This is a genomic window from Halomonas sp. KG2 (genome assembly GCA_030440445.1).
GTDB lineage: Bacteria > Pseudomonadota > Gammaproteobacteria > Pseudomonadales > Halomonadaceae > Vreelandella.
This window is the reverse complement of record CP098528.1, coordinates 1,492,855-1,519,078: the sequence shown is the minus strand read 5'-3', so window position 1 is coordinate 1,519,078 and position 26,224 is coordinate 1,492,855. Positions and strand designations below refer to the sequence as shown.

Annotated in this window: 21 protein-coding genes; 10 read left to right on the top strand and 11 right to left on the bottom strand. The window is 50.6% G+C overall.

Annotation, left to right across the window (positions count from 1 at the left end; all coding sequences use genetic code 11):
• Window positions 1–24 precede the first annotated feature (24 nt).
• Complete coding sequence (locus NDQ72_07020; protein ID WKD29688.1) at window positions 25–615, top strand: DUF4202 domain-containing protein; 591 nt, start codon at window positions 25–27, stop codon at window positions 613–615.
• A gap of 87 nt (window positions 616–702) precedes the next feature.
• Complete coding sequence (locus tag NDQ72_07015) at window positions 703–3,807, top strand: FAD-binding oxidoreductase (protein ID WKD29687.1); 3,105 nt, start codon at window positions 703–705, stop codon at window positions 3,805–3,807.
• An 18-nt stretch (window positions 3,808–3,825) separates the two neighbouring features.
• Here the strand turns inward: NDQ72_07015 and trpC are convergent, their stop codons facing one another.
• From trpC to NDQ72_07000, 3 genes are read right to left on the bottom strand one after another with little or no spacing between them, the layout of a single operon-like run.
• Window positions 3,826–4,629: an indole-3-glycerol phosphate synthase TrpC gene (gene trpC, locus NDQ72_07010; GenBank protein ID WKD29686.1), complete on the bottom strand. Its 804-nt coding sequence runs from the start codon at window positions 4,627–4,629 to the stop codon at window positions 3,826–3,828.
• A gap of 8 nt (window positions 4,630–4,637) precedes the next feature.
• Window positions 4,638–5,657 carry an anthranilate phosphoribosyltransferase gene (trpD, locus tag NDQ72_07005; protein WKD29685.1) on the bottom strand — a complete coding sequence of 340 codons (1,020 nt, stop codon included), beginning with the start codon at window positions 5,655–5,657 and terminating at the stop codon, window positions 4,638–4,640.
• 36 nt (window positions 5,658–5,693) lie between these two features.
• Window positions 5,694–6,299 carry an aminodeoxychorismate/anthranilate synthase component II gene (locus NDQ72_07000; GenBank protein ID WKD29684.1) on the bottom strand — a complete coding sequence of 202 codons (606 nt, stop codon included), beginning with the start codon at window positions 6,297–6,299 and terminating at the stop codon, window positions 5,694–5,696.
• A 308-nt stretch (window positions 6,300–6,607) separates the two neighbouring features.
• On the opposite strand from NDQ72_07000, the gene NDQ72_06995 reads away from it, so the two are divergent.
• Complete coding sequence (locus NDQ72_06995; protein ID WKD29683.1) at window positions 6,608–7,531, top strand: zinc ABC transporter substrate-binding protein; 924 nt, start codon at window positions 6,608–6,610, stop codon at window positions 7,529–7,531.
• 25 nt (window positions 7,532–7,556) lie between these two features.
• Here NDQ72_06995 and NDQ72_06990 read toward each other — a convergent pair whose 3' ends face one another.
• A complete protein-coding gene (locus NDQ72_06990; GenBank protein WKD29682.1) occupies window positions 7,557–8,225 on the bottom strand; it encodes a phosphoglycolate phosphatase in 669 nt (222 codons plus the stop codon).
• Window positions 8,226–8,377: 152 nt separating this feature from the next.
• Here NDQ72_06990 and NDQ72_06985 point away from each other — a divergent pair, with 152 nt between their 5' ends.
• Window positions 8,378–9,676: an NAD(P)/FAD-dependent oxidoreductase gene (locus NDQ72_06985; GenBank protein WKD29681.1), complete on the top strand. Its 1,299-nt coding sequence runs from the start codon at window positions 8,378–8,380 to the stop codon at window positions 9,674–9,676.
• A 9-nt stretch (window positions 9,677–9,685) separates the two neighbouring features.
• On the opposite strand, the gene rpe is transcribed toward NDQ72_06985, so the two are convergent.
• Window positions 9,686–10,387, bottom strand: coding sequence for a ribulose-phosphate 3-epimerase (gene rpe / locus NDQ72_06980; protein ID WKD29680.1), 702 nt, complete (start codon window positions 10,385–10,387; stop codon window positions 9,686–9,688).
• A gap of 219 nt (window positions 10,388–10,606) precedes the next feature.
• On the opposite strand from rpe, the gene cysP reads away from it, so the two are divergent.
• From cysP to NDQ72_06960, 4 genes are read left to right on the top strand one after another with little or no spacing between them, the layout of a single operon-like run.
• Window positions 10,607–11,644, top strand: a complete 1,038-nt coding sequence (cysP, locus tag NDQ72_06975) for a thiosulfate ABC transporter substrate-binding protein CysP (GenBank protein WKD29679.1) — start codon at window positions 10,607–10,609, stop codon at window positions 11,642–11,644.
• Between the two features lie 9 nt (window positions 11,645–11,653).
• Window positions 11,654–12,508, top strand: coding sequence for a sulfate ABC transporter permease subunit CysT (gene cysT, locus NDQ72_06970; GenBank protein ID WKD29678.1), 855 nt, complete (start codon window positions 11,654–11,656; stop codon window positions 12,506–12,508).
• Window positions 12,508–13,335, top strand: a complete 828-nt coding sequence (gene cysW / locus NDQ72_06965) for a sulfate ABC transporter permease subunit CysW (protein WKD29677.1) — start codon at window positions 12,508–12,510, stop codon at window positions 13,333–13,335. The genes cysT and cysW overlap by 1 nt, the downstream gene beginning before the upstream one ends.
• A complete protein-coding gene (locus NDQ72_06960) occupies window positions 13,332–14,426 on the top strand; it encodes a TOBE-like domain-containing protein (GenBank protein WKD29676.1) in 1,095 nt (364 codons plus the stop codon). Before cysW ends, NDQ72_06960 begins: the two co-directional genes overlap by 4 nt.
• A 119-nt stretch (window positions 14,427–14,545) precedes the next feature.
• Here NDQ72_06960 and NDQ72_06955 read toward each other — a convergent pair whose 3' ends face one another.
• A complete protein-coding gene (locus tag NDQ72_06955) occupies window positions 14,546–15,160 on the bottom strand; it encodes an alpha-ketoglutarate-dependent dioxygenase AlkB (protein ID WKD29675.1) in 615 nt (204 codons plus the stop codon).
• Window positions 15,161–15,298: 138 nt separating this feature from the next.
• Here NDQ72_06955 and NDQ72_06950 point away from each other — a divergent pair, with 138 nt between their 5' ends.
• Window positions 15,299–16,195, top strand: coding sequence for a DMT family transporter (locus tag NDQ72_06950; GenBank protein WKD29674.1), 897 nt, complete (start codon window positions 15,299–15,301; stop codon window positions 16,193–16,195).
• A 109-nt stretch (window positions 16,196–16,304) separates the two neighbouring features.
• Here NDQ72_06950 and NDQ72_06945 read toward each other — a convergent pair whose 3' ends face one another.
• The 5 genes from NDQ72_06945 to NDQ72_06925 are packed head-to-tail and all read right to left on the bottom strand — an operon-like array spanning window position 16,305 to window position 25,276.
• A complete protein-coding gene (locus tag NDQ72_06945; protein WKD29673.1) occupies window positions 16,305–19,271 on the bottom strand; it encodes a DEAD/DEAH box helicase family protein in 2,967 nt (988 codons plus the stop codon).
• Window positions 19,272–19,282: 11 nt separating this feature from the next.
• Window positions 19,283–19,786, bottom strand: a complete 504-nt coding sequence (locus tag NDQ72_06940; GenBank protein ID WKD29672.1) for a hypothetical protein — start codon at window positions 19,784–19,786, stop codon at window positions 19,283–19,285.
• A 44-nt stretch (window positions 19,787–19,830) separates the two neighbouring features.
• Window positions 19,831–21,222, bottom strand: a complete 1,392-nt coding sequence (locus NDQ72_06935; GenBank protein WKD29671.1) for a site-specific DNA-methyltransferase — start codon at window positions 21,220–21,222, stop codon at window positions 19,831–19,833.
• 48 nt (window positions 21,223–21,270) lie between these two features.
• Window positions 21,271–22,518: a putative DNA binding domain-containing protein gene (locus NDQ72_06930; protein WKD29670.1), complete on the bottom strand. Its 1,248-nt coding sequence runs from the start codon at window positions 22,516–22,518 to the stop codon at window positions 21,271–21,273.
• Between the two features lie 19 nt (window positions 22,519–22,537).
• Window positions 22,538–25,276, bottom strand: coding sequence for an SNF2-related protein (locus NDQ72_06925; GenBank protein ID WKD29669.1), 2,739 nt, complete (start codon window positions 25,274–25,276; stop codon window positions 22,538–22,540).
• Between the two features lie 347 nt (window positions 25,277–25,623).
• On the opposite strand from NDQ72_06925, the gene NDQ72_06920 reads away from it, so the two are divergent.
• A complete protein-coding gene (locus NDQ72_06920) occupies window positions 25,624–26,217 on the top strand; it encodes a YajG family lipoprotein (protein WKD29668.1) in 594 nt (197 codons plus the stop codon).
• The last annotated feature ends 7 nt before the right edge of the window (window positions 26,218–26,224 follow it).

The following is a 26,224-nucleotide window of genomic DNA, read 5'->3' as shown; positions in this document are numbered from 1 at the left end:
TCCCCCCTAACCATGCGAGCTCTTATGCCCTCTGCGTTTGAACAAACTCTAACGGCCATTGATGCGCTTCACGCCCAAGATCCGCGCCAAACCACCCTTGCCGATGGCACACCCCTGCCCCAGGAGCTTGCCTACGCCCAGCGCATGAGCCATTGGTTAGCACAGCTGCAATCTGCCCCTGCCGAACTGCTGCGTTTGGCGGTACGCGCCCAGCATCTCCAGCGCTGGCTTGTGCCGCGCAGCGATTACCCTGAAGGGCGCATAGGCTATTTAACCTGGCGCCGCGATCAGGGTGAGCGCGCGGGCGATACCGCTGCTCAACTGATGCGTGACGCTGGCTATAGCGCAGCAGACGCCGAACGAACCGCAACGCTTATCCGTAAGAAAGGTCTTGGCCGCGACTCCGATGTGCAAGCGCTGGAAGATTGCGCTTGCCTAGTGTTCTTGGAAAATTACTTTGCAGATTTCTCCCGCAAGGTCGAGCACGACCATATGGTGCGTATTGTGCAAAAAACCTGGGGCAAGATGTCCCCCCAAGCACATGCACTTGCTCTGGCACTACCCATGAACGCGACCAGCGCAGCGCTGGTAAAAGAGGCGCTTGGCAGCGCATAAGACGCGCCATCAAGATGCAGAGCCGCGGTAGCTGCGGTAAAGTAGCGTATCCCCTATCCGCTCCCAGCAGTGACGGCTTGATCAACTATGATTGCATCTTTGGATTCTCGTACGGCCCCGTTTAAACGCCTAAGCACTCATTATGTGCGTTTCCTCGACGCCTTGCGCGCCCGTGGCTTCGAAGGCGAGATAGCCCCTGACTATGCCAACCGCACGGTGCTGGCAACGGATAATTCGATTTACCAGCGCCTGCCCCAGGCGGCGGTGTTTCCTAAGCACGCGGAAGACCTTGAGCGCCTTGCCAAGCTAGCTGCCGAGCTGCCCCACCGCGATGTCGTGCTCACGCCTCGCGGCGGCGGCACCGGTACCAACGGCCAGTCGTTGACCGACGGCATTGTGGTGGACGTTTCCCGCCATATGAACCAGATCCTCGAGATCGATGTAGAGGCACGGCGGGTACGCGTTCAGGCGGGCGTGGTGAAAGATCAGCTCAACGCGGCGCTGAAGCCCCATGGGCTGTTTTTTGCCCCAGAGCTGTCGACCTCTAACCGCGCCACCATCGGCGGCATGATCTCCACCGATGCCAGCGGCCAGGGTAGCTGCGAGTACGGTAAAACCCGCGACCATGTGCTGGAACTGGATACGGTTCTGCTGGGAGGCCAGCATCTGCAGAGCCGCCCGCTTAGCGCGGACGAGGAGCAGCAGGCCGTTGCCCAATCCGGCCTTCTCGGCCAGGTGCATACCACCGCCGCTGAGATTATTGACCAACAGCGCGGGCTGATTGAGGCGAAATTTCCGCCGCTCAACCGCTGCTTAACCGGCTACGATCTGGCGCATCTGCGGGAAGCAGAAGGCCAACTGAACCTGAACAGCCTGCTGTGTGGCTCGGAAGGCACGCTGGGCTTTTTGAATGAAGCGGTACTCAATGTGCTGCCGATTCCCAAGCACGCCACGCTGGTCAATGTGCGTTACGCCAGCTTTATGGACGCGCTGCGCGATGCCAAGGCATTGATGACGACCAGCGCGCGCCCCACCTCGATTGAAACTATCGACGACACCGTGCTGCAGCTGGCCATGGAGGACTTTGTCTGGGACAGCGTGGCGACGTTTTTCCCCGCCACCGGCAGCACGCCAATTCGTGGCATTAACCTGATCGAGTTTAATGACGATGATCCTGAGCGCTTGGCAGAACGGGTGCGGGCGTTCACGGACCATTTGAGCCAAGACCCCACGGTAGCGCGCTTAGGCTACACCCTGGCGGAAGGCCGTCCGCAGATCCAAAAAGTTTACGCCATGCGCAAACGCTCGGTGGGCTTGCTGGGCAATGTGCAGGGCGAAAAGCGCCCAATTGCGTTTGTCGAAGATACCGCCGTACCACCGCAGCACTTGGCTGACTTTATTACTGAGTTTCGCGCCGCACTGGATGCCCGTAAGCTCTCCTACGGTATGTTTGGCCATGTCGATGCGGGGGTACTGCACGTGCGCCCGGCGCTGGATATGAAAGATCCCGAACAGGAAAAACTGATTCGTGAGATTTCTGATCAAGTGGCTGACCTAACCCAGAAGTACGGCGGGCTGTTATGGGGCGAGCATGGCAAAGGCGTGCGCTCGGAGTACGGCCCCAAATTCTTTGGTGAGTTATACCCCAGCCTGCAGCGCGTTAAAGCCGCGTTTGATCCGCATAACCAGCTAAACCCCGGCAAGATTGCGTCGCCCGCCGAAGGCAGCGAACTAATCGCCAAAGACAGTGACCCTGAGCTATTAACGATCGATGGCGTCCCCCTGCGCGGTCAGTTGGATCGCACCATTGATGAACGGGCGTGGCAGGCCTACGACGCGGCGGTGTACTGCAACGGCAATGGCGCCTGCTACAACTATGATGTTGATGACCCCATGTGCCCTTCCTGGAAGGCCACTCGTGACCGTGTGCATTCGCCCAAAGGCCGTGCCAGCTTGATGCGTGAGTGGTTGCGTCTGCAGTCCCAGGCAGGGATCGACGTAGTGGAAGAGTCGCGCAAAAAGAAAGCCGAAAACGGCTGGGGCTTTATTAAAAGCTTTCCGCTACGCGTCGCCAATACGCTCAGCCGCAAGCAACACCACGACTATTCTCACCAAGTTTACGACGCCATGGCGGGCTGCTTGGCGTGTAAATCCTGTGCCGGCCAGTGCCCAATTAAGGTCAACGTGCCGCAGTTCCGTTCGCAGTTTTTAGAGGTCTACCACGGCCGCTATTTACGCCCGCTGCGCGATTACCTGATCGGTGGCACCGAGTTCATGCTGCCTACGCTTGCCAAGGTGGCGCCGCTGTATAACGCCCTACTCAACCAGCGCTGGGTCGATAGCCTAATGCGTAAAGGGCTGGGAATGAGCGACTCCCCGCCGCTTTCCCGCGCCAGCGTGAAAAAGCAGCTGCGTGCCTGGGGCGTGGCCGAAGCCACGCCCACCTCGCTTGCGCTGCTGACTGAACAGCAGCGTGCCAACAGCGTGATCATTGTCCAGGATGCCTTCACCAGCCACTTTGAAGCCACACTGGTGATGGATGTGGTGGAGCTACTGTCGCGGCTGAATCTGCGGGTGTTCGTGATGCCATTTTCTGCCAACGGCAAACCGCTGCAGGTGCAAGGCTTTTTAGGCGCCTTTGAGCGCACGGCGGAAAAACAGGCCAAGCGCCTGCGGGCGTTGGCAGAGTTCGACGTACCGATGGTGGGGATCGACCCCGCCATGACGCTGACCTACCGCCAAGAGTACGTCAAAGCCTTAGGTGTCGGGCAAGTGCCCGAGGTGTTGATGCTGCAAGAGTGGTTGGCCACGCGTATGAACACGCTAGCGCCTCGCCAGCTGAACTTAACTGATCCTGGCTTTAAGCTGCTATCTCACTGCACCGAAAAGACCAACGCCCCAGGCAGCCCAAAGGCCTGGCAGCAGGTGTTTGCCGCATTTGGTTTAGAGCTTGAGCTGATGGCGACCGGCTGCTGTGGTATGTCCGGCACCTACGGCCATGAAACCCGTAATGTCGCAACCTCCAAAACCATTTATGCCCAATCCTGGCAGCCCCAGGTGGAAGCCGGCGAAAACACAGGCAAGCTGCTCGCCACCGGCTACTCCTGCCGCAGCCAGGTGAAGCGCTACTCAGCACAAACGTTGCACCACCCGCTTCAGGCGCTACTTACGTGCCTCAAGCGGGCAAGTTAATCAACGCAACACCGTCGATTAAAAGAACAGCTGTTTGAGGGCTTGGCCAGGGTCCTCTTCACGCATAAAGGCTTCACCAACCAAGAAACCGTTCACCTCATGGTCACGCATTAGCTCCACGTCATCGCGGGTATGGATACCGGATTCAGTGATGACCGTAACGCCTTCAGGAATGCGCGGCAGAAGGTCTAATGTGGTGTTCAGGCTGGTCTCGAAGGTATGCAAATTACGGTTATTAATGCCCACCAGTTTCAAATCCAGCGCCAAAGCACGCTCTAACTCAACAGCGTCATGCACTTCTACCAGTACATCCATGCCTAACGCATTGGCTTGCTGGTGCAGATCGCGCAGCTGAGTGTCGTCTAGGGCAGCAACAATCAGCAAGATGCAGTCTGCACCGATGGCACGCGCCTCGGTTACCTGATAGCTATGGGTAATAAAATCTTTACGAATAACGGGAAGGTCACAGGCATCGCGGGCAGCGATCAGGAAGTCTTCATGTCCCTGGAAGAAATCGGCATCCGTTAATACTGACAAGCAGGCTGCGCCGCCCTCTGCATAACGCTTAGCGATATCGTCAGGATGAAAGTCCTCACGTATCACGCCCCTGGAAGGCGAAGCTTTTTTCACCTCAGCGATAACCGCTGCGTCACCAGCGGCAATACGCGCATTCAGTGCAGCAATAAAGCCACGGGGGGCGCTTTGCTTGTCAGCCAACGCCAGCAGTTCTGCTTCAGAAACCGCCTGTCGGCGCTCAGCTACTTCTTCGTCTTTACGAGCCAAAATACGCGTTAAAATTGTTGGCGTTGCCTGGTCAGTCATTAGATAGTCTACCCTTTAAAGACGCTAGTGAAGTGTGAAAGCTCTCGGAGCTTCTCTAACGGCAGCTTGGAAGCCTGTGCATCCTGAGCCACCATTACGCCCTCTTTTAAGCTATCGGCCACACCTGAACAGTAAAGCGCGGCGCCCGCATTAAGTGCCACTATATCTGCCGCTGCACCTTCACCACTCAATGCGGCTTTTACCAATCGTAAGCTGTCTTCAGCGCTGGCTGCTTTAAGCGTAGCTAAGCTTTGTCGCTCAATACCCAACTCTTCTGGAGTGATGGTGTACTCGGTAATTTCGCCATCTTTTAGTTCAGCCACCCGCGTCGGTGCCGCCAAGGAAATTTCATCCAAGCCATCTTCAGAGCACACCACTAACACGTGGCGACTGCCGAGCTTGCGGAGCACTTCAGCCATCAACGGCACTAATTCCGGAGAATAAACCCCCAGCACTTGGTTACGTGCACTTGCTGGGTTAGTCAACGGGCCAAGGATGTTAAACAGCGTGCGCACGCCCATTTCCCGGCGCGGCCCGATAGCGTAGCGCATGGCCGGGTGGTGGTTGGGGGCAAACATAAAGCCCACGCCAACCTGTTCGATACAGCGTGCTACCTGTTCAGGCTTAAGATCAAGGTAAATGCCAGCGATATCAAAAAGGTCTGCACTGCCCGACGAAGAAGAAACGCTGCGGTTACCATGCTTGGCGACATGAGCGCCCCCAGCAGCCGCCACAAAGCTAGCCGCCGTAGAAACATTAAACAGGTTCGCACCATCACCGCCGGTGCCGACAATATCCACTACGTTATCGGTGTGCAGTTCAACACGCTTCATGAGTTCGCGCATAACCTGTGCCGCCGCGCTAATTTCCTCGGCGCTCTCGCCTTTCATGGCAAGCCCCACTAGCAGGCCACCAATTTGCGCATCGGAGGCTTCGCCGGTCATGATCTGGCGCATTAGCGCGTGCATCGCATTGAAAGAGAGGTCTTCGCGGCGCATCACCGCGTTAATTGCATCTCGCATTTGCATGAACAGAAAAGCCCCTAAAGCGTATAAATTTGGCAATCAGCCGCGTTTTAAAAAGTTAGCCAATAACGCATGGCCTTGGCGCGTGAGTATTGACTCAGGGTGAAACTGTACCCCTTCAACATCCAAGCTGCGATGACGAAAACCCATTATCAGCCCTGGCGTAACGTCATCGTCTGCGGTCCAAGCAGTGACTTCAAAACACTCCGGTAAGCTTGTTTTTTCTACCACGAGTGAATGATAACGGGTCACTTCTAACGGGTTTTCAAGCCCGCTAAAAACACCCTGCCCACTATGTACAACGGCAGATGTTTTACCATGCATCACCTGGGGCGCTCGCACCACTTTACCACCGTAGACTTGTCCAATCGCCTGATGCCCAAGACAAACCCCCAAAATAGGCAATTTACCCGCGAAGTGGCCAATCGCCGCCAGCGATATGCCCGCCTCGTTGGGGGTGCATGGCCCCGGTGAAATGACTAAATGGGTAGGCGCTAAGGCGTCAATTTGTTCAAGGGTAAGCTCATCGTTGCGATAGGTCATTACCTCGGCACCCAGCTCCCCCAGATACTGGACGATATTGAACGTGAAACTGTCGTAGTTATCGATCATCAATACACGTTGCACTACCTGCACTTGCGCCATCGCCGCAGTTACTCCATCACATTAATCAAACCACTTGGTAGGGATGATACCCCAACCCAAGCACCACTTGCAGGGCCAAGGGTCGACTAAAACATTCGCACTTTTAATACTCTGGTAATTTTTAGTGAGGAACCAACGCTGAGTTTATCAGTAAAGTGTGAGGGGCTTTTCAAGGTAATCAAAAACCCTGAAAGCGACTGGCTAACCCTTCATGCTAGGTTTAAACAACTTGACAGCATAACGAAACTGGCAACAGGCCTTGACTGTCTTTATCATCTGCCGACTTTTTAATGCGTTAGGAGCGTGACATGGACAATCGAGCCCCCTGGATAATAACGCTCGTATTGATGACGACTGTCAGCAGCACTCACGCGCTGGGAGACACCTCGTTTAACGTCATCGCTTCGTTTTCAGTCATTAAAGATTTAGTGAAGCGTGTCGCGGGCGACAGCATCAGCATTACAACTATTGTGCCCATAGGTGAAGATGTGCACCGCTGGGAGCTTCAACCGCCAAATGCCCTGGCTGTCGAGGAAGCTGACATTGTTTTCTACAACGGGTATGGGTTAGAGCCATGGATACGACATATTGAAGCCATGGCAGACGACACACTAACGCTGACAGCACTTGCAGAAAGTGCCGACTATGAGCCGCTAGCGATTCCGGTAGGCCAATATAAGGACAGCGCTGATCCGCATATGTGGATGGACCCCAAAGGGGCAGCCGCTTATGTTGATGTGATAGAAAAAACGCTTATTGAGCACTATCCCGAGCAGGCTGATGCATTTACCTCGCGTGCCGCTGAAACTCGTGAAGCACTGGCGCTGTTAGATCATCAACTCAGGGAGCGCTTGGAAGGCATTCCGCAAACGAATCGCATGCTCACTACCAGCGAAGCCTCCATGGCTTACTTTGCCCGTGCCTACGGTTTTGAGTACGCCGCCATTTGGGGGATTGGTAGTGAGACAATTGGTAGCGCGCAGGCGATGGAAGCAATGAGCATGCAGCTTTCACAAAAACGCCCGCCTGCACTGTTCTATGAAAGTACCTCACCCTATATCCACATGGATGCACATGCCCGAGCAACGGAGCTTTCGCTGGCAGGGCCTTTATACGTAGATACCTTGAGTGATACTGACGGCCCCGCCTATAACTACCCTGCTATGTTGCGCCATAACACTGAATTACTGCATGAATACCTAGGCGGCGCACGGGCAGAAAAGCAGCCCTAGAAAAACAGCCCCATCACCGACTGTTTTACTCCGTCAGCGCCAGCAATGAGCTAATGATCACGTCAGGCTGGCTATGCTCAATCGGCTCGCCATGGTTATAGCCGTAAGGTAACGCCACAGTAGTAAAGCCAGCAGCTTTGCCCGCGGCGATGTCGTGGCGTGAATCGCCTACCATGACACTTGCCGAAGGTGGGATATCCAGCTGTTGGGCTACATGGAGTAGCGGCAGCGGGCTGGGTTTTTTCTCGGCAAGCGTGTCACCGCCAATACAGTGCGCAAATAGCGCCAATAGCTCAAAATGGCTCAAAATTGGCGCAATAAAGCGCTCAGGCTTGTTGGTAATCAGCACCAGCAGATAGCCTGCTTTGTGCAAATCATGCAGCGCTGTTCGCGCGCCAGGATAGAGCCGGGTTAGCGCATTGGGGGCAGCACCGTAATGGCGCATAAAAGCGTCATAGGCGGTGGTTTGCAATACCTGTCCTGGCGCATCAGCGAGCGCCCAGGTTAGCGCTCTTTCAATAAGTACCTGCGCACCATTACCCACCCAGTTACGCACATGCTCTTCACTGGGCACAGGCAGCCCAACATCGCTGAGCGCGCGCTGAACCGCTATCGTTAGATCCGGGACCGAATCAATCAAAGTGCCATCTAAATCAAATGCAATTAACCGTTTACCCTGCAAAATGGCATGCACGCTCTCTCTCCCTAGGCTAGGTAAAAATATTTTTCAAAAAATGGCCGTTAGTAAACGTAATCGCCGTTAATTCTTTTATCCTACCGACTTAGCACGTCGCCAACCACGCCCGAAAGCTCTATGCTGTGATCATCTTATCCGAGGAGAAAGTAATGACCATCCCCCGAATTGTGATCGTCGGCGGTGGCGCTGGCGGACTTGCTCTAGCAACACGCTTAGGACGCACGCTGGGCAAAAAAAAGCGCGCCGAGATTGTCCTGCTAGACCGCAATGCCACCCATGTATGGAAACCACTTTTACACGAACTCGCTACCGGAGTATTGAACTCCAGCATGGATGAAGTGGATTACCGCGGCCACTCTTCCGCGCACCACTACCGTTACCAGCGCGGCTCTTTAAATGGCCTCGATCGCGCACAAAAAGTCATTCACCTAGCACCCATCAAAGATGAAGACGGCGTTGAAGTCCTTCCCTCTCGAAAACTAACCTACGATTATTTAGTAATAGCGCTCGGCAGTATTTCCAATGATTTTGGCACGACGGGCGTTGCTGAGCACTGCCACTTTATTGATTCGCCTCAGCAGGCCAAAGCGTTTCAGCGCGATATGATCAATACCTTTTTGCGTTATACCGATCCAACGCTGCGCCAAAACGCTGAACTGACCATTGGCATAGTGGGTGGCGGCGCAACCGGCGTAGAGCTTTCTGCCGAGCTTCTAGATGCTTCGCGCTTGCTTAACGCCTACGGCGTAACCGCTGTTGACCACCAAACGATTAGCGTACACCTCATCGAAGCTGCCCCCCGCCTGCTGCCCGGCTTGTCAGAGCGTATTAGCGAAACAGTGCAGCAAGAACTGGAAAGTATGGGGGTCACCGTTCACGTCGGTACCGCTATTCAAGAAGCTCAACAGTATCAATTGGTAACCGGCGATGGCGAGGTTATCGAAACGGATCTGAACGTGTGGGCAGCGGGCATCAAAGCACCGCCATTTTTGGCTGAATTAGACCTAACCACTAATAAGAAAAATCAAATTAACGTCCACCAAACGCTTCAAAGCGTCGATGATCCTTATATTTTTGCCATGGGCGACTGCGCCGACTGCCCTCAGGGCGAAGGCAGCTCCGTACCACCCCGCGCCCAGGCTGCTCATCAACAGGCAACGTTACTCGCCAAAAACCTGATGCACTGCCTGGATAGCAAACCACTACAAAGCTTTACTTATCGTGACCACGGTTCGCTAGTGTCGCTCGCCCGCTACGATGCTGTCGGAAATTTGATGCGCAGCTCCGCGTCTCGTGGACTATTTCTAGAGGGTTGGTTAGCGCGCCAAGCCTACGCTTCACTTTATCGAATGCATCAGCTGTCTATTCATGGCGCGCCCAAAACGGGACTCGCATGGCTGGTTGATAAGCTAAACCGCTACTTAAAGCCCCGCATGAAATTGCATTAAGCTGTTCGCTTAGCCGTTATCCTTTGCCAACTCGGCGCGCATTTGCTGGATAACGCTATCGTAACCGTGCGGGTCGCTTGACTGGTGAGCGTTAAAAATAGCTGAACCAGCGACGAAGGTGTCGGCACCCGCAGCGGCGATATCAGCAATGTTATCTACCTTAACGCCACCGTCGATTTCTAAGCGGATCGGGCGACCTGAGGCATCGATACGTGCCCGCGCCTCACGCAATTTATCCAGCGTGCCGGGAATGAATGACTGACCGCCAAAGCCCGGGTTAACGCTCATCAACAGCACCATATCAATTTTGTCCATGACATAATCGAGATACGAAAGCGGTGTTGCCGGATTAAATACCAGCCCTGCTTTACAGCCGCTATCGCGTATTAGCTGTAGCGAGCGATCAACATGCTCAGAAGCTTCCGGGTGAAACGTAATGTAACTCGCCCCAGCCTCACTAAAATCGCCAATCATACGATCTACGGGCTTAACCATTAAGTGGACGTCTATGGGCGCCGTCACGCCGTGCTGGCGCAGAGCTTTGCAGACCATCGGCCCAATCGTCAGGTTCGGCACATAGTGATTATCCATGACATCGAAATGGACAATATCGGCTCCAGCGGCCAACACATTGTCGACCTCTTCACCAAGACGCGCGAAATTAGCGGAAAGAATCGAAGGGGCAATCAGGAAGTCCTGCTCAGCGCTCATAGTGCATTCCTAGGTTAACAGGGGAAAGGAAGGCACCTATCTTACCAGAGCCACCTAAGAAGCCCCATCTCCCTGCCGTTAAAGCTCAGCCGACAATGAATGCATATCTTTAAATACATATTTCCAAATAGAATATAAAACATAATTGTAATTCCACAATCACAGGTTTAACCTTATCCTCATTGCGATTAAATCGCCCCCAGATGTAAGGAGCCTGTAATGACGCGATCTACTTTTTTCCGTACTGGCCTGCGCCGCAGCCTTATAGCCACCGCTGTTGGCGCTACTATGGCTGCCACAGCTGTTTCAAACACGGCGATGGCGCAAGAGCGCGAGTTACTGAACTCCTCTTACGATATTGCCCGTGAACTGTTTTCAGCTATCAACCCGGAATTCCAAGCGTGGTGGCAAGAAGAGCACGGTGAAGAGATTGCCATTAGCCAATCCCACGGCGGCTCTTCAGCGCAAGCGCGCGCGATTATGCAAGGAATGCGTGCGGATGTCGTTACCTTTAACCAAGTAACGGATGTTCAAGTACTTGCGGATGCAGGCCTAGTGGCCGAAGACTGGCAAGACGCATTCGACAATAATGCATCCCCTTACTACTCCACTACGGCGTTTTTGGTGCGTAAAGGCAACCCGAAAGGTATTGAGAGCTGGGATGACTTGGTCAAAGAAGACGTACAAATGGTCTTCCCTAACCCCAAAACATCCGGCAACGGCCGCTATACCTATCTAGCAGCCTGGGGCTTTGCGGAAAATGAATTCGACGGTGATGAAGAAAAGATTCAAGACTTCATGCGCACCTTCCTGCGCAATGTTGCGGTGTTTGATACCGGCGGCCGAGGTGCCACCACGAGCTTTATCGAACGCGGCATTGGTGACGTATTGATCAGCTTTGAATCAGAAGTAAACAACATCCGTGGCGAATACGGCAGCGACGACTACGAGGTCATCGTGCCGCCGGTCAGCATTCTGGCAGAGTTCCCCGTTGCGGTAGTGGGTGAAAATGCTGAGCGCAATGGCAACAGTGACCTTGCCCAGAGTTACCTTGAGTATCTCTACCGTGAAGACACCCAGCGCTTGCTGGCAGGCTTTAACTATCGCGTTCACGATGAAACGGTTGTGGCCGAATTTGCCGATCAATTCCCCGATACCGAACTTCTTGAAGTTGAAGATGTGTTTGGTAGCTGGGAAGAAGCAATGGAAAACCACTTTGAAGGCGGCGCCCTACTTGATCAACTGCAACGTCGTTAACGGAACCCCATGAGCCAGCTAGCATTATGGCGGTCCGGCAGCGCACGCGTGCTGCCGGGCTTTGGCCTATCTATGGGGATCAGCGTCCTGTTTATTTCGCTGGTCCTTCTTCTCCCAATCACCGGGCTATTTGGCCAGTTGGCAGGGCTTAGCCTTGCCGAATACTGGGCCATTATTACCGAAGGCCGTGTGGTAGCCAGTTACATGGTCACCATAGGAGCAGCGGCTGTCGCGGCGCTGGTTAATGCAGTATTTGGCTTACTACTTGCTTGGGTACTGGTTCGCTATGAATTTCCCGGCAAGCGCCTGCTAGATGCCTTAATGGACCTGCCCTTTGCGCTTCCCACAGCGGTAGCCGGTATTACCCTCGCTACGCTGTATGCGAGTAACGGCTGGATGGGCAGCTTATTAGAGCCGCTAGGGTTCCAGGTAGCTTATACCTGGGTAGGCATTGCACTGGCCATGGCGTTTACCAGCATTCCGTTTGTGGTGCGCACCGTACAGCCGGTGCTAGAGGATTTACCCGCAGAAGTTGATGAAGCAGCGATGTCTCTTGGCGCAACCGATGGCGTGGCGTTCCGGCGTGTGATTATGCCGCACCTGTGGCCAGCACTCGTTACTGGCACCGGGCTAGCCTTTGTGCGCTCGTTAGGTGAATTCGGGGCGATTATTTTTATCGCGGGTAATATGCCCTACGAAACCGAGATCACTGCGCTGATGATTTTCGTCAAACTGCAGGAGTATGACTACGCGGGTGCCTCCGCAATTGCCTCGGTCGTGCTCTTTGTGTCACTGGCCCTACTGCTGGCGATCAATATTTGGCAAGGCCGCTTTGTGCGCCGCTTGCATGGAGGAACAGGCTAATGCGCCGGATTGGTGATGCACCCGCTGTGCGGCGTTTACTGATTGGCGCCGCTCTGTTGCTGTCAGCGCTATTTTTGCTGCTACCTTTGGTGGCAATTTTTGCCCAAGCCTTTTCCCAGGGCGTGATGGTCTTTTGGGCCAACGTTAGCGATACGTTCACCCTGCACGCGATTGGCCTGACGCTCGTCATTGCGTTATTAACCATACCGATTTGCCTAGTATTTGGTGTCGCCTTGGCGTGGCTGGTTACCCGCTTCAGTTTCCCGGGTCGGCGTATTTTACAAACGCTGATCGATATTCCATTTGCCGTTTCCCCCGTAGTTGCCGGGCTTATCTATCTGTTGCTATATGGCCGTAATGGCTGGATTGGCAGTTGGCTAGACACCCACGATATTCAACTGATGTTCGCTTGGCCCGGCATTTTGATGGTAACTATTTTCGTGACCTGCCCGTTTGTGGCACGTGAACTTATTCCGCTCATGCAGGCCCAAGGTTCCCGAGAAGAAGAAGCCGCCGTGACCCTCGGCGCTGGCGGCTGGACCACCTTTCGGCGTGTCACGCTACCCAACATTCGCTGGGCACTGCTCTACGGGATCATCCTCACTAACGCGCGTGCCGTGGGTGAATTTGGTGCCGTTTCGGTGGTCGCCGGAGCTATTCGAGGAAAGACCAACACCTTACCGCTGCATCTAGAGCAGCTTTATCAGGATTACAACGCGGTGGGCGCGTTTGCTAGCGCCGCGCTACTGGCCCTTATTGCCCTGTTAACCCTTGCGGCCAAGGCAGGTCTGGAATGGCGCGCAGCGCGCCAGGAGGCATTTTTATGAGCATTCGCCTACAGAACATCGCCAAGCACTTTGCCAATACCCAAGCGCTTGAGCCGATCAATCTAGACATCCATGAAGGCGAACTAGTCGGCCTGCTTGGCCCGTCTGGCTCAGGAAAAACCACACTGCTGCGTATTATTGCCGGCTTAGAGAGCGCTGACCGCTCTCCTCAACCCGGTAAAATACTGTTCGGCGACCGCGATGTGACCAATGTTCACGTTCGCGATCGCCGCATTGGATTTGTTTTCCAGCACTACGCCCTGTTTCGCCATATGAGCGTGTACGACAATGTAGCCTTTGGGCTAACCGTGATGCCCAAAAAGCGCCGCCCATCCAACGGCGAGATTCGCGCCCGCGTCTTTAGGCTGTTGGAAATGGTTCAGCTGCAGCATTTAGCTAACCGTTTGCCTGCCCAGCTCTCTGGCGGCCAGCAGCAACGTGTTTCTCTCGCCCGCGCCTTGGCCGTTGAGCCTGACGTATTGCTTTTGGATGAGCCATTTGGCGCGCTGGATGCCAAGGTGCGCCAGGATCTACGACGCTGGTTACGCCGCCTGCATGAAGAGCTTAACTTTACCAGCGTGTTTGTTACCCACGATCAAGAAGAAGCGCTGGAACTGTCTGACCGTGTGGTGGTGATGAGCAACGGACGTATCGAGCAAATTGATACGCCTGAAACGCTCTACCGTTCGCCCAAAAATCGTTTTGTATTTGAATTCCTTGGCGACGTTAACCACTTGGAAGGCAAGGTACACCAAGGTGTGCTCACCTGCGGTGACGCCCATCTCAATGTTGACTTGCCTGACGGTAACGAAGAGCTATTGCTACGTCCTCATGAAGTGCGCCTTGCCCAGCAGCCTAGTGCAGAGAGCCATCTGCCGGTGACGGTTACGGCCATTTCACCGGTAGGTGCTGAAGTGCGTGTTGAGCTGGAAGCCGACTGGTTGGCTAAGCCGTGGCTGGCAACAGTGCGCCATGCTGATTTTGAGCAGCTTGAGATGCGCCGTGGACAACGCCTCTTCGTCCATCCACGGCAATGGCACCGCTTCCCCGCAACAGAGTCAAAAGTGACAGAGCAAAGCCGCGCCGCTTAGGGCATGCCAACAACGGCACAAGCAGAGGGCAGCTTTAGTTCGCGACCGATTTAGAGCTGCCACCTCCTATCTTTCTTTGACTCGCGACAGATAAGCTATCAGCCTGTATCAACAGTTGGTTAGCGCATTTGCCTAAACGTGAGGCTCACCCGCGGCTCGCAATCTTTCTTGGTTTTAGGCAGGCTATGTAGCCAGTTTTGCTGCGTGGCACCTTTCATCACCAACAGACTACCGTGCTCTAGATTAAGCGATAGACTCTCCCCTGTTTGTTTATGTTTAAACGAAAATCTCCTTTCGCCACCTAGGCTCAACGCGCCAATCACACCATTCTCAACCAGATCTTTTTCAGCATCACTGTGCCAACTCATACCTTCCGCGCCTGAACTATAGAAGTTACACAAGCACGAATTAAATACGTCACCGCAGTTACTCTCCACTACCTGCTTAATCTCTTGTAAAAAACCAGGCCACACTGACGCCATCTTGGTATATCCAGAGTAGGTATAAGAGACCGGCACATCTGCATACCAGGCTATTTTCCTCTTGGTAACGATCTCTTTTCCGTAAATAAACGCTCGATCATGCTCCCAACTTAGTTCGTCCCGACATTTAGCTAGATACATATCGGCAATAGCCGTCTCTAGAAGTTTGCCGTAGTAATAGACCGCCCCATCTTGTGGAAGCAGGTTAATCAACTTCATATCGTCGTTTTCAAACAGATCTGTAAACGTCATAGCGACGCCTATTTTGTACCGACTACAAAGACAGCAAGAAACGGGTTTCTCCCATGTCCCAAAGGCGGCAATACTGAGCCACACGAGGCTAACCCTAGGGCTTGTTGACTAATAGAAAACCTTAAAATGGGGAATAAAATGAAAGCAATCGACTATATACGACTCCTATCATTAGCCGCTATCTGGGGAGCTAGCTTTCTTTTCATGCGCATCGCCTCCCCAGCGATAGGGCCAATCAACACAGCATTTTTTAGAGTCTTTTTTGGCCTACTGGGTTTAGCTTTTATCATCTTAATCATACGCAAAAGCCTGGAATTCAGAGGTAAACTAGGCAAGGTTTTGATATTGGGCGCTATCAACTCAGGCATTCCTTTTCTAATGTACAGCATAGCAGCAACATTATTACCTGCTGGATACTCCGCTATTTTAAATGCCACAACGCCTTTAACGGGTGCAATGATTGGCTTATTTATCTTTGGCGAGCGTTTATCGTTAAGAAAATGGATAGGTGTCACATTAGGTATTATCGGTATTACGGTCATTACTACGGTGGGTGATTCAAATATCGTCGGCAATATATACATTGGCGTGGCGGCTTGTATCATAGCCACTATTGGTTACGGCTTTGCGGGGTTTCTCACCCGAAAGTGGATAACCCAACAGGGCGGCCTGGATTCAACGCTGGTAGCGTTTGGCAGTCAAATAGGCGCGACCGCTTTTCTCAGTCCCTTTTTGATCTGGAATATTTCATATGGCCCTAGCATCGATTGGCTTCAAGGTGATGTGTGGATCAGTCTGTTAGCCGTCGGCTTTTTATGCACCTCTCTCGCTTATATCCTCTATTTTAGATTGATCGCCGACATCGGGCCTTTACGGTCGCTCACCGTCACCTTCTTAGTACCACCCTTCGCTGTGCTATGGGGCTTTTTAGTGCTTGATGAAACGATTTCCAGCGGATTCCTATCAGGGTCTGCCGTCATTTTATTGTCCGTCTGGTTAATCCTTGGTCCTGATTCCAAAAAACAGCCTAGCTAACCATCGTAATGCAGCCCATAGTTGTCATAAGATGAATCTTTATTCGTATCTATAGATAGATGTAAGTAAAAAGCTTCTCTTTATACAGAAGAGAAGCTTTCCAACAGAATCATGAACTCGAAACAACTTCAGCTACGGACGTTGCTACTCGGTAGTCCACATCACCTAACGCTTTAAAGTGAGCTTCTCCACATAAGATTTTCAAATTTTCCTCTACGCGACGTTTATTGCTATCATGAGTCGTTTTTGTTTCACGGATCAAGTATACCTTTCGATCCTCTTCTAATACGACTGCCCAATCGGGGTTGTATTCACCAACCGGTGTAGGAATAGTAAACCAACGCGGCAGTTTACAGAAAAATTTGACGTTCTCAGCGCCATCTAAAGCATGGGCAGTCTTTCGTTCTATTTGGGAATCACACTCAATATAGTCATACGGTGTTTGAACTGGGCTGCCTTGATTACCATGAAGCACTTGGTAAGAGCGATCCAAGTAGGTTTCCAGCTCCGGCTCGTCGAACAACTCCATTTTGTAGTGCTCACCGCCAAGCTTCTCGTAGCGTATTCCATCTACCAGAAGCTCATCGAGTGCTTTCTTAATTTGTTTAGCGGACTCGGTAATAAAACCCTGAGGATTCGTTTTAAACTCTCCCAGCCGATTACAATTACGAATTATGGTGAGTAACGTATCTCGTGTTAGATCAGTTCTCTCCTGCAAAATTCCAACCAAATCCGGTAATGTTTCATGGGAGCTTACATAACGTTCTTTAGGGGTTGATATTTGCCGATCGCTTCCGAATCCAGCATTGGTTAGTTTAGTTTGAGTATGACCTACCGTTAGCGTAACTGGTTTTACTACTGGCATATTCTTAAGCTTGTGACTGGCTAGATTCACCAGTTGCTGAGTATCAAAATGGATGGCGTAACGGGTTTTTTGGCTGATTTTATCCCACAGCGCCTTGAAGTCAGGATTTAATTCTACCCTCTTGTTATACGTTACAGTCGTACGTCCTCTAGCATCCTTCACCCTCCCTGCGAACATAAAGCCACGTAGACGGTCAATAATCTCGTTTTCGATCGACTGGAAGTCGCTTGGCACCTGCAGTTCAAAATAAAGATCATCCGGTTTAAACTTAGCAGTCAAGTCTCCTTTGGCATCTAGATAGCCTTCTGTCTTTAATGCCTGCCACAGGTGTCGGGATTTTTCCTGACCTAGTGTTTCAGAGTCATTAATCGATAAAGCCGCAAACGCAATTGTCGGTACTCGCCCAAACTTGAAGCCACCGCCAATGTCTTTTTCCATCTCTGTTTGCAGGTTCTTCGCGTACTCCTCAAAGGATTCGCTGGCTATGACCGTTAGACGATTCACCTGTGGATCATAAACGCGGTCACCGTTGGCATCTACAGCCAAGCGCAGGCCACGTCCTAAGGTTTGTCGTCGCTCCTTTTCACTACCGAATTCCCGTAAAGAGCATATTTGAAATACATTAGGGTTATCCCAGCCCTCTTTAAGAGCGGAATGGCTAAAAATAAAACGCAGCGGCACAGCGTCATCCAACAGCCATTCTTTGCGTTTCATAATCAGTTCGTATACTTCAGCATCGCTAGCCGTGTTGCCACTAGTATCCTTCAGCTCGACCACCTTGCCGCGCTTTTTGACTTCTGCGAAATAGCCATTGTGCACCTGCTCTACGTCTCGCTTAGGCAGGTCATTAAATAATGAGCTAGCGGCAAACTCTTGATAGGCTTCTTCAAACCAGCGGGCGATCTTACCTTTCTGGACATTGCCATGCTCATCGTAGTAGCGATAGTTTGCCACCTTGTCGATGAAAAACAGTGAAAGAACCTTCACTTTCACACCCTGCTTTTGCAGGTTGCGCTCTTTCTTAAAGTGCTCCTCTACCGTCTGACGGATCTGCTCTTTAATGACATCATCATGAATACCATCTTTTTCTTGCTCTGGCTCTAGAATAATGTTGTTGGCAAAACGAACGTACTCAGCGCCTGGCTCAGCATAGATTTCGTCTACCACGTATCCCTGATAGCCTGATCGATTAGTATGGTCAGACAAATCCGTACCCTGCTTAAGTTTGACGGACTTCTCTTTGGTACCATTGGGCTTGTCTTCAAATATCACTACTGAGGCAGAAGGCATTTTGGCCTTGCCTACATAGCCTATTTTACTTAACTTTAAGTACGCCTGATTAACATTGCATTGAGATTGGATTGACGCCACTGAAATTTGCTTTACCAGCTTCATATCATAAGCCTTAACCGGGCCAAGCTGGTAAATCACGTTGTAGGGGTTACGGTGGGTCGCTGAGTAGCGTAGTGCAAAAAGAGGCTTTAAGTGATTGACTGCACGACGCGCTTTAGCGGTATTGTCTACCGATTGAGGTTCATCAATGATAAGGACTGGTCTGACATCTTGGATAAACTCAATAGGCTTTGCTCCAGACATACGATCCTGTTCCCGATGAATGACCGAGAGCTTTTTGATCTGATCCTGTGTCAAGTTGTCGTAGTTTTCCACATCCCCAGCATCTCGCTGAAAAGCCTGGATGTTAATCACCATAATTTGTAGCGTATTAGCGGTGGCAAACTGCCGCACTTTAGATAAGTCTTTGGCGCTATATACATAGTGGTCAAAGGGCACATTGTCATACAAATTACGAAAATGCGTTTTCATCAATTTAAGAGAAGAAAGCACGCCTTCACGGATAGCGACCGATGGCACCACGATAATAAACTTACGCAGCCCCAGCTGTTGGTTCAGCTCGAAAATGCTGCGCAGGTACACATACGTTTTGCCAGTACCCGTCTCCATCTCCACCGAGAAATTTGGGAACGGATAATCGTCGCTAGCACCAAACAGGCTATTCGATTTCTCGATAAAGTTATATTCCTGCACACGATGCAGGTTTTCTAGCAGCATATCTGGGTTAAGTGTTAACGTGTTGGCGATGCCCAGCTTGCGATAGGGTTCACCAGCCGTAGAGAGATTATCAAAAACTGCCAAGGTAGATTCGATGGCATCCCGCTGATAACCCAGATCGGGGTTGAATTTCAGTTTCATACTCAGCCCCCTTATACCGTCTTAAAATCGATTTGATCGATTTTTTCTTTGCCTTGATTAAACGCTGCAAAAATTTTTACAGCGTTCGTTTTGAGCTGGTCATTGCGATGGAACGCTTTATCCAAACAAATGAATTGGCTGGGTGCTATCGCCAATACGGCATCAATGAGCGCTTGGTCGATAACATCGTCCAGATGAATCAACAGAGTGTCATCAGCCACTGAAAACAGCGTGTGATTTGCAAGTTCAATCTGCTCAACCTTTTCTGTCGGCATCACGCCCGCCTTGATCAAAAGCTCATAAAGCAGGTCTTCCTGGCTAGCGTTAGGGTCTATATGGTCTACATTGAGCTCCATCTGTTTAAGCAATTCGTCTTCGGAAATATCTTTGCTAGGCGCTTGCCATAGTTTGAAGTTGCTTTTATCAAGCTTTAGAACTTTAAAGCCCAGATCCCGGTTCAGCGAATCTTCAAAAATAAGCTTACCTACAGCTTCTTCTCGTATTTTTTTTGCCACTCGACGGATTCTTTCTTTGGCTATGTCCGCGATAGTGTTAAGGCCTATTTTTTGCGCTTCACTTCCCTCTTCACAAGGCTCGGCAGTTGAATCAATACAAAGCGAGTACTTGAACCAGTTAAGTTTTCGCGATAAACAGCTTCTCCTAGTGACCCAGATCCAGAGAAAAAATCAACTACGACCCCTGGATTAGCTGAGAGCTTTAACAATGTCTGCAACAGCTGAACAGGCTTAGGAGTCTCAAAAGCAGCTATACCATCAAATAGTTCTTTTATCTTATTCTTAGCAACCTCGGTAGTTCCAACTTCTTCAGCAAAAAATATGGTTTCTGGGGTTAACCTTCTATCTTTAGCTTTGAGATATGTCTTTATTCTTGGAACTCCATTGCCATCTTTTCCAAACCATATACGATTTTCTTCTATAGCCTGATTCATTGATTTTTCTGTGTACAGCCAGCACCTACCACTCTCTAACTGATGAATTTTTCCATTAGGCGCAACTAAGTCGTAGAATTGACTTTTTGTACCATGGCCTGCTTGAGCAGTAGCTGGGTCAGACTTCCACAACCCTCTAAAATCATTGTCAGGGTTTTTATAGCTTGCTAAAGCCTTTTCATTCATAGGCAACTGAGATATAGGCCTATCACTTTCCCACGCATTCCGTGAATAACAAAGTATGTAATCATGACGTGTAGATACAATTTTTCTATTTTCTCGATTTGTTCTTTTTTCCCAAATAAATTGTGCTACAAAATTTTCTTCTCCAAAAATCTCATCACAGATCCTGCGCAGGTTTTCCACTTCATTGTCATCAATAGAAATAAAGATCACCCCATCCTCACGCAGCAGGTTACGGGCAAGATATAGGCGGGGATACATCATGTTGAGCCACTTGGTGTGAAATCGGCCTTCATTCGCACTGTTCGTTGAGAAATTTCGGCCTTCACTATCTTTTAAACCAGCGTATTGTAAGTAGGTGTCCAGGCTTTCGCTGAAGTTATCCGGATAGATAAACTCTTTGCCAGTATTGTAGGGCGGATCGATATAGATCATCTTGACACTGCCGTAGTAGCCTTTTTGCAGAAGCTTTAGCACCTCAAGATTATCGCCTTCGATGAATAAATTTTCAGTGGTATCGAAGTCTACCGACTCTTCTCGGCAAGGCTTAAGAGTGGCAGTTGAAGGCTGTTGGATCAACCGTAGGCAGTTGCGTTTTCCCGGCCAATCCATACCATACCGTTCGCGGCGGTTGTCATAAATATCTGTTAACTCGCCTAACTCAGCTTTTAAACGCTCAAAATCAAGCGACTCAACGACCTCCCCTTTATCATTACAGGTCTCGGTAAAGGCACTGGGGAAAAGCTGTTTAAGCTCAACGCGACGTTGTTGGGTTATATCCAATGATTCGCCTGCTAGGCGCGTATTCTGGTCACTCATATAAAAATGTAAATCCCAAATAATTTTGACTATAAATGTTTTTTAACATCAGTCGATATAGTTATCTTTACTCGCAGCATAAATTGTTAACAGCAGTTCGCTATCATCTACCATGCGGTATGTTGGCTCCACGCCACTTAATTCGTGGCTGCGGTTAATAATTTTGGGGACACCTTCCCCCCTCCGCTCAATCAGTGCTTGGCGGCCTGCTTCTTCTCTCGCTTGGTAATAGCGGCTTAACAAGTTAACCAACGCTTCATTACGGGTAACTGTGTTTTCCATTAAACCGTCAATTGTAAGACTGTTGGAGAGCTGGCCGGGACTGAAGAGCTCCAGCCGGTCTGCAAACATATGCAGGCGAATACGCCGACCAGTCATGGAATAGTCACGGTGGGCAATGGCATTCACAACCGCTTCAAATACAGCGCCAAGATCGTATTGAGGAATATCAATACGCCCCAGCTCTTTCTTAGCAGCTACTCGCAAATTGCGCTTCACAAAATCTACTGCGCCATTGATCTGTTGATCTACTGGCCCGGTGTAATCCTGAGCATCCAGCTGATCTTGGGCATCACGTTCAGTGCCGCTATAAAATACGCACTGCACATAGGCGTTGGTAAGCCACTGTGTAGGATCTGAAGTGAGTAACAATACACCGCACACGGACAAACCTTCGTCGTAGTCGTCCCGAGCAGTGAGGTGTAGTTTAAAAAGCTGCTCCCGCTCCGAAGTGTCTGGCTTGAGAAAACGCTGCTTCAACGTCTTATCAACATTATTCAGGGCCGTGCCGGGAACCAGGGATTCATCAAACCGTATTAGCCTCGCTTGGGAGCGCTGCTGAAATAAGCGCGCAAGCACTTCGGGTTTCATTTCTTGCTTGGTCGAGCCTACTCGCTGGTAGTAGCGACCTGCACTCTGATGTACTGAGATGCTGCGAGAAATATCAACGCAAATGACTGTTTTAAGATCCCCATGGTGGTTAGGTAGTTGCACGAGATGTGTATCTAAACGGACTGGTGGAGCGATGCTGTTTTGGCTGATGTTGACGATCCATTCTTCAGTTTTGGCAACCTTTTCGTCGTCAATTCCTACCACCTCTCGGGTACCATCTACAACGCCCAGGATAATCCTGCCGCCCTGACCATTGGCAAAGGCAGCGATTTCATGGGCCATTTTGTCTCGGTTAGGATCTTTAGGGCGATCCCCATCATAAGTAACGGCTTTGAATTCAATACTGGAATCCTCGCCCAGGCGAATATGAAATAAAAGGTCTTTAACGAGCTTTTCCCGATCCATGTTGCAATCTCGCAGAAGCTTAGTGTTTAAGTGTCCAGCGTACGGTGAACAGTTCTTTGATCTCGAGGGTCAGCTCAAGCTTTTCGCTGACCTCATCCAGCAAGCGATCCTCTTCCTGTTCAATCTGTTTTTTCGACTGGTGATATTCGGCCAGAGCGTCATCCCGCTTTCGCTCCAGTTTACGCAACTCCTTTTTCGCCTGGATTTTCTCTACCGTGGACGCCAACTGCCGGGCTTCTTTTTTGTAAAGCCGGATTTGTTCATCCAACTCTTCAACTGTTGCCATCAACGCTTTTCGACGATCCTGGGCCCAACGTTCAAGTTTTTCAGACTCTTGCTCTAAATAGGTATCTAGTTCCTCTTCGGTTTGAGCTTGAGTCTCTTCAACGATTTTTGAACGCCAATCATCAAATAATCCCGACGGTAACGTACCGGTGAGTGCTTGCTCTGAGGCTGGGATATACAGCAGGTGATCGCTATTTTCCAAGCTCAACCGCTGGCCATCATCCGTCTGTGCTAACACAATCAGCCGGGTATTCTGCGTCTTACCGCGATTGTAAGAGAAGCGGAGCTCAAAGGAGGTCAAAACTCCAGACTGACCGATGTAGTCCTTCAGCGCTGCAAACTGTCCTTGCAATTGATCATAATGAAACTTCAGATGCGCAGGCTCCAGAGAGTAGGACTTGGCTTTATGCACTAGCTCCCATGCCAAAAAGTGTTCATTGGCCTGTAAGCGGAAAAATTCTGAATTATTTTCTTCAGCCAGTGGCCAGCTTAGGTCATAACGCTGGTCATTCAGATAAAAATGATTAGTATTAAATACAGCGGCAGGAAGCTCAGCTCTTGCCAAGTCCATCAGTACCTGCTCATACTCCTGAAGAAAGTCATTACTCTGATCCCTACGGGTTTTAAGTGTCGATACAACGTCTCGATCAAAGTTATTCAACAGCGTCTCTCGAGCAGCGGTTTCTCTGACTACAAGGGTCTCTTCCAGCGTTTTTTGGAGCTGGTCAAACTCGTACTCAATCTCTAGGTCAGTACGGCACTTTTGGTAGATTTCGTAGATACGCTTTTCAATATCGATATTACCTTCAATCGCACCCAGCACCTCGTCTGACGCACCAAAAACGCCTTCGAAGAGCTTTAGCTTTTCATTCAGTAATTGAAACACACGACGGTCAGCCGGGTTTTTACGATTGACAAAATTGGCAACTACCACATCGTTCTTCTGTCCATAGCGATGTACGCGACCGATGCGTTGCTCTACTTTCTGCGGGTTCCAGGGCAAATCGTAATTAATCAAAACCGAGCAGAACTGAAGGTTGATACCTTCTCCGCCCGCTTCAGTGGAAATGAGGATATCAGCTTTGTCACTGCGAAAACGGTCAACCAAGGCTGCCTTCATATCAGAAGCTTTGGAGCCACTGACGCGGGCAGATCCCTTATGATTTTGGAGCCATTCTTGGTAAATCGCTTTAGAGCGAGGGTCATTATTGGAACCGTTTAGTAATACCGTCCGGCCCTGATAGCCATGTTCTTCTAACAGCGCTTGTAAGTATTGCTGAGTACGGCAGGACTCGGTAAATACTACCGCTTTGCGTTGCCCTCCAAGGTTTTCTGTCATTGCCAATGCCTTCTCAAGCATCGTTAGCAAGGCCTGCCCTTTGGCATTAGAGGTGATACTTTGGGCTAGATCCCGAAACTCCTTAAGCTTAGCTATTTCTTGGTGAAGCGCATCACTCGAGCTCGCAGTTTGCTCACTGAAAGCATCCTCATTACTCTCGTTTTGCTGCGTTTCCAGCCAATCATCCATCTCTTCAATATCTGATAACGCATCTTCGTTCAGCAATTGCTGCGCTTCTAACCGTTCAATCATACCCTTAAGCGTTTCGGCAACTGCGAAAGAGGATGAAGCCAATATTTTACGCAGCCCCATGCTTACCAGGTGGCGAGCACGGAAATTAATAGCCTGATTATTGGGCTGTTGGAGATAATGTGAAAGGTTTTGGTATAGCTCCCACTCTGCAGGCAGCGGTGTAAAGTCCTGTGTAATTGAATAGCGGTTAGTGAAATTTATGCCACCCTCTTCCTGCACCTGCCTCCTTAACGTTCTGTGGGTGAGCGGACGGATACGCTGTTTTAAGTCTTCAAGCGCCTTATCGTTCTTCTGACGATTAACATAAAGGGATCGAAATGATTTCTCATCACCAAAAAAATGAGGGTCAATTACCTGACTCAGGCCATACAATTCCATCAGGTTATTTTGAATCGGCGTAGCAGATAGCAGCACACGGCTATCGGCAAACTCTGTTGCTTCCACCAACGAACGGGCACGTTTACTACCCTTCTTTTGATAGAGATTGCGAAGTTTGTGGGCTTCGTCAAACACTACCAAATTCCAGCTTACCAAACGGATAGCATCTTTCTGGCGCGATGCATATTCATATGAGCAAATGACGATTTTATCTTGGTGATCAAACGGGTTGCTTATCCCCCCTTTTTTAAGTTCCAAAGCTACTTTGCCATCAATAATGATTGATGGAAGCTCAAACTTATCCTGTAGCTCTTGGTTCCACTGCTTACGCAACGATGCTGGAACGACCAAAAGGATATGACGCTTCGCCTCAGCCCATTTTTGAGCCATCACCAAGCTAGCCTCGATGGTTTTACCCAACCCAACCTCATCCGCGAGCAAAACCCCTTTTTCTAATGGTGATTTTAGAGCAAAGCAGGCTGCATCAATCTGGTGCGGATTCATATCTACACGCGCTGACGCCATGGCTCGTGAGATTTGATTCTCAATTTTGCCGGACTGCGTCAACCAGTGAGCAAAGTAAGCGCTCTGATGGCGGGTGAACATCATCCATCCTTTTCCATAGCTAGGAACAACAGTTAGTTGGTTTGCTCGTGCACAAAGTATCTTGCTGCATTCTTCTTGACCCCATAAGCATTAGATTATCATCTAGAGTCAATTTTTGTGCTCTTCGTCGAATAAGACGAGTCATCATTATTTGCAGCACCTAATTTTACCTCTTAATGTTACTGCCGTTATACTGTAATCCCAATCAGTCCCATTGGGCATGAATGCTAAAAAGGATACGAGTTATGCGTCGGCGCCATTTTTTACACCTCTCTGGTGCGCTGCTTACCAGCGTTTTGCTAGCGGCCTGCGCTAGCCCTCAGTACCTACAGCTTAGCCCAGAGCGCAGCTCCAGCGTGCCGCAGACAGGCTCTGGCCAACAAGTCACCGTGATAACTGCTGATGCCAGAGAAAGTGAAGTGATTGGAACACGCTCAGGTGGCAGTATGTCGACCGCGCAGATTACCGTGAGCAGTCATGAGCTCATTCCGCAGCTGCAAGCCGAAGCAGAACGCGCTGTGCGCGATATGGGGTTCACCCCTACTCGCGATGCTGCCCAAGGCCGCCCTAGCATTACTCTTGAACTCGCTGGCCTTAACTATGCCAAAGGTGAAAGCGGCCAACCGCTGATCGACGAAGCGCGTATTGAAGGAGTTTTCCGAGCGATTGCCCAGAACAAAGGCACGACGTATACCGGCACTTACACCTCGCGACGCACCCAAGGCTATGCCATCAAGCCCAGCGAAGATGCCAATGCACGCATGCTAAACGATTTGTTAAGTGATGGTTTAAATCGTGCGTTTAGTGACCCAGAGTTGGGCCGCTTACTCGCTCGCTAAACCGTTT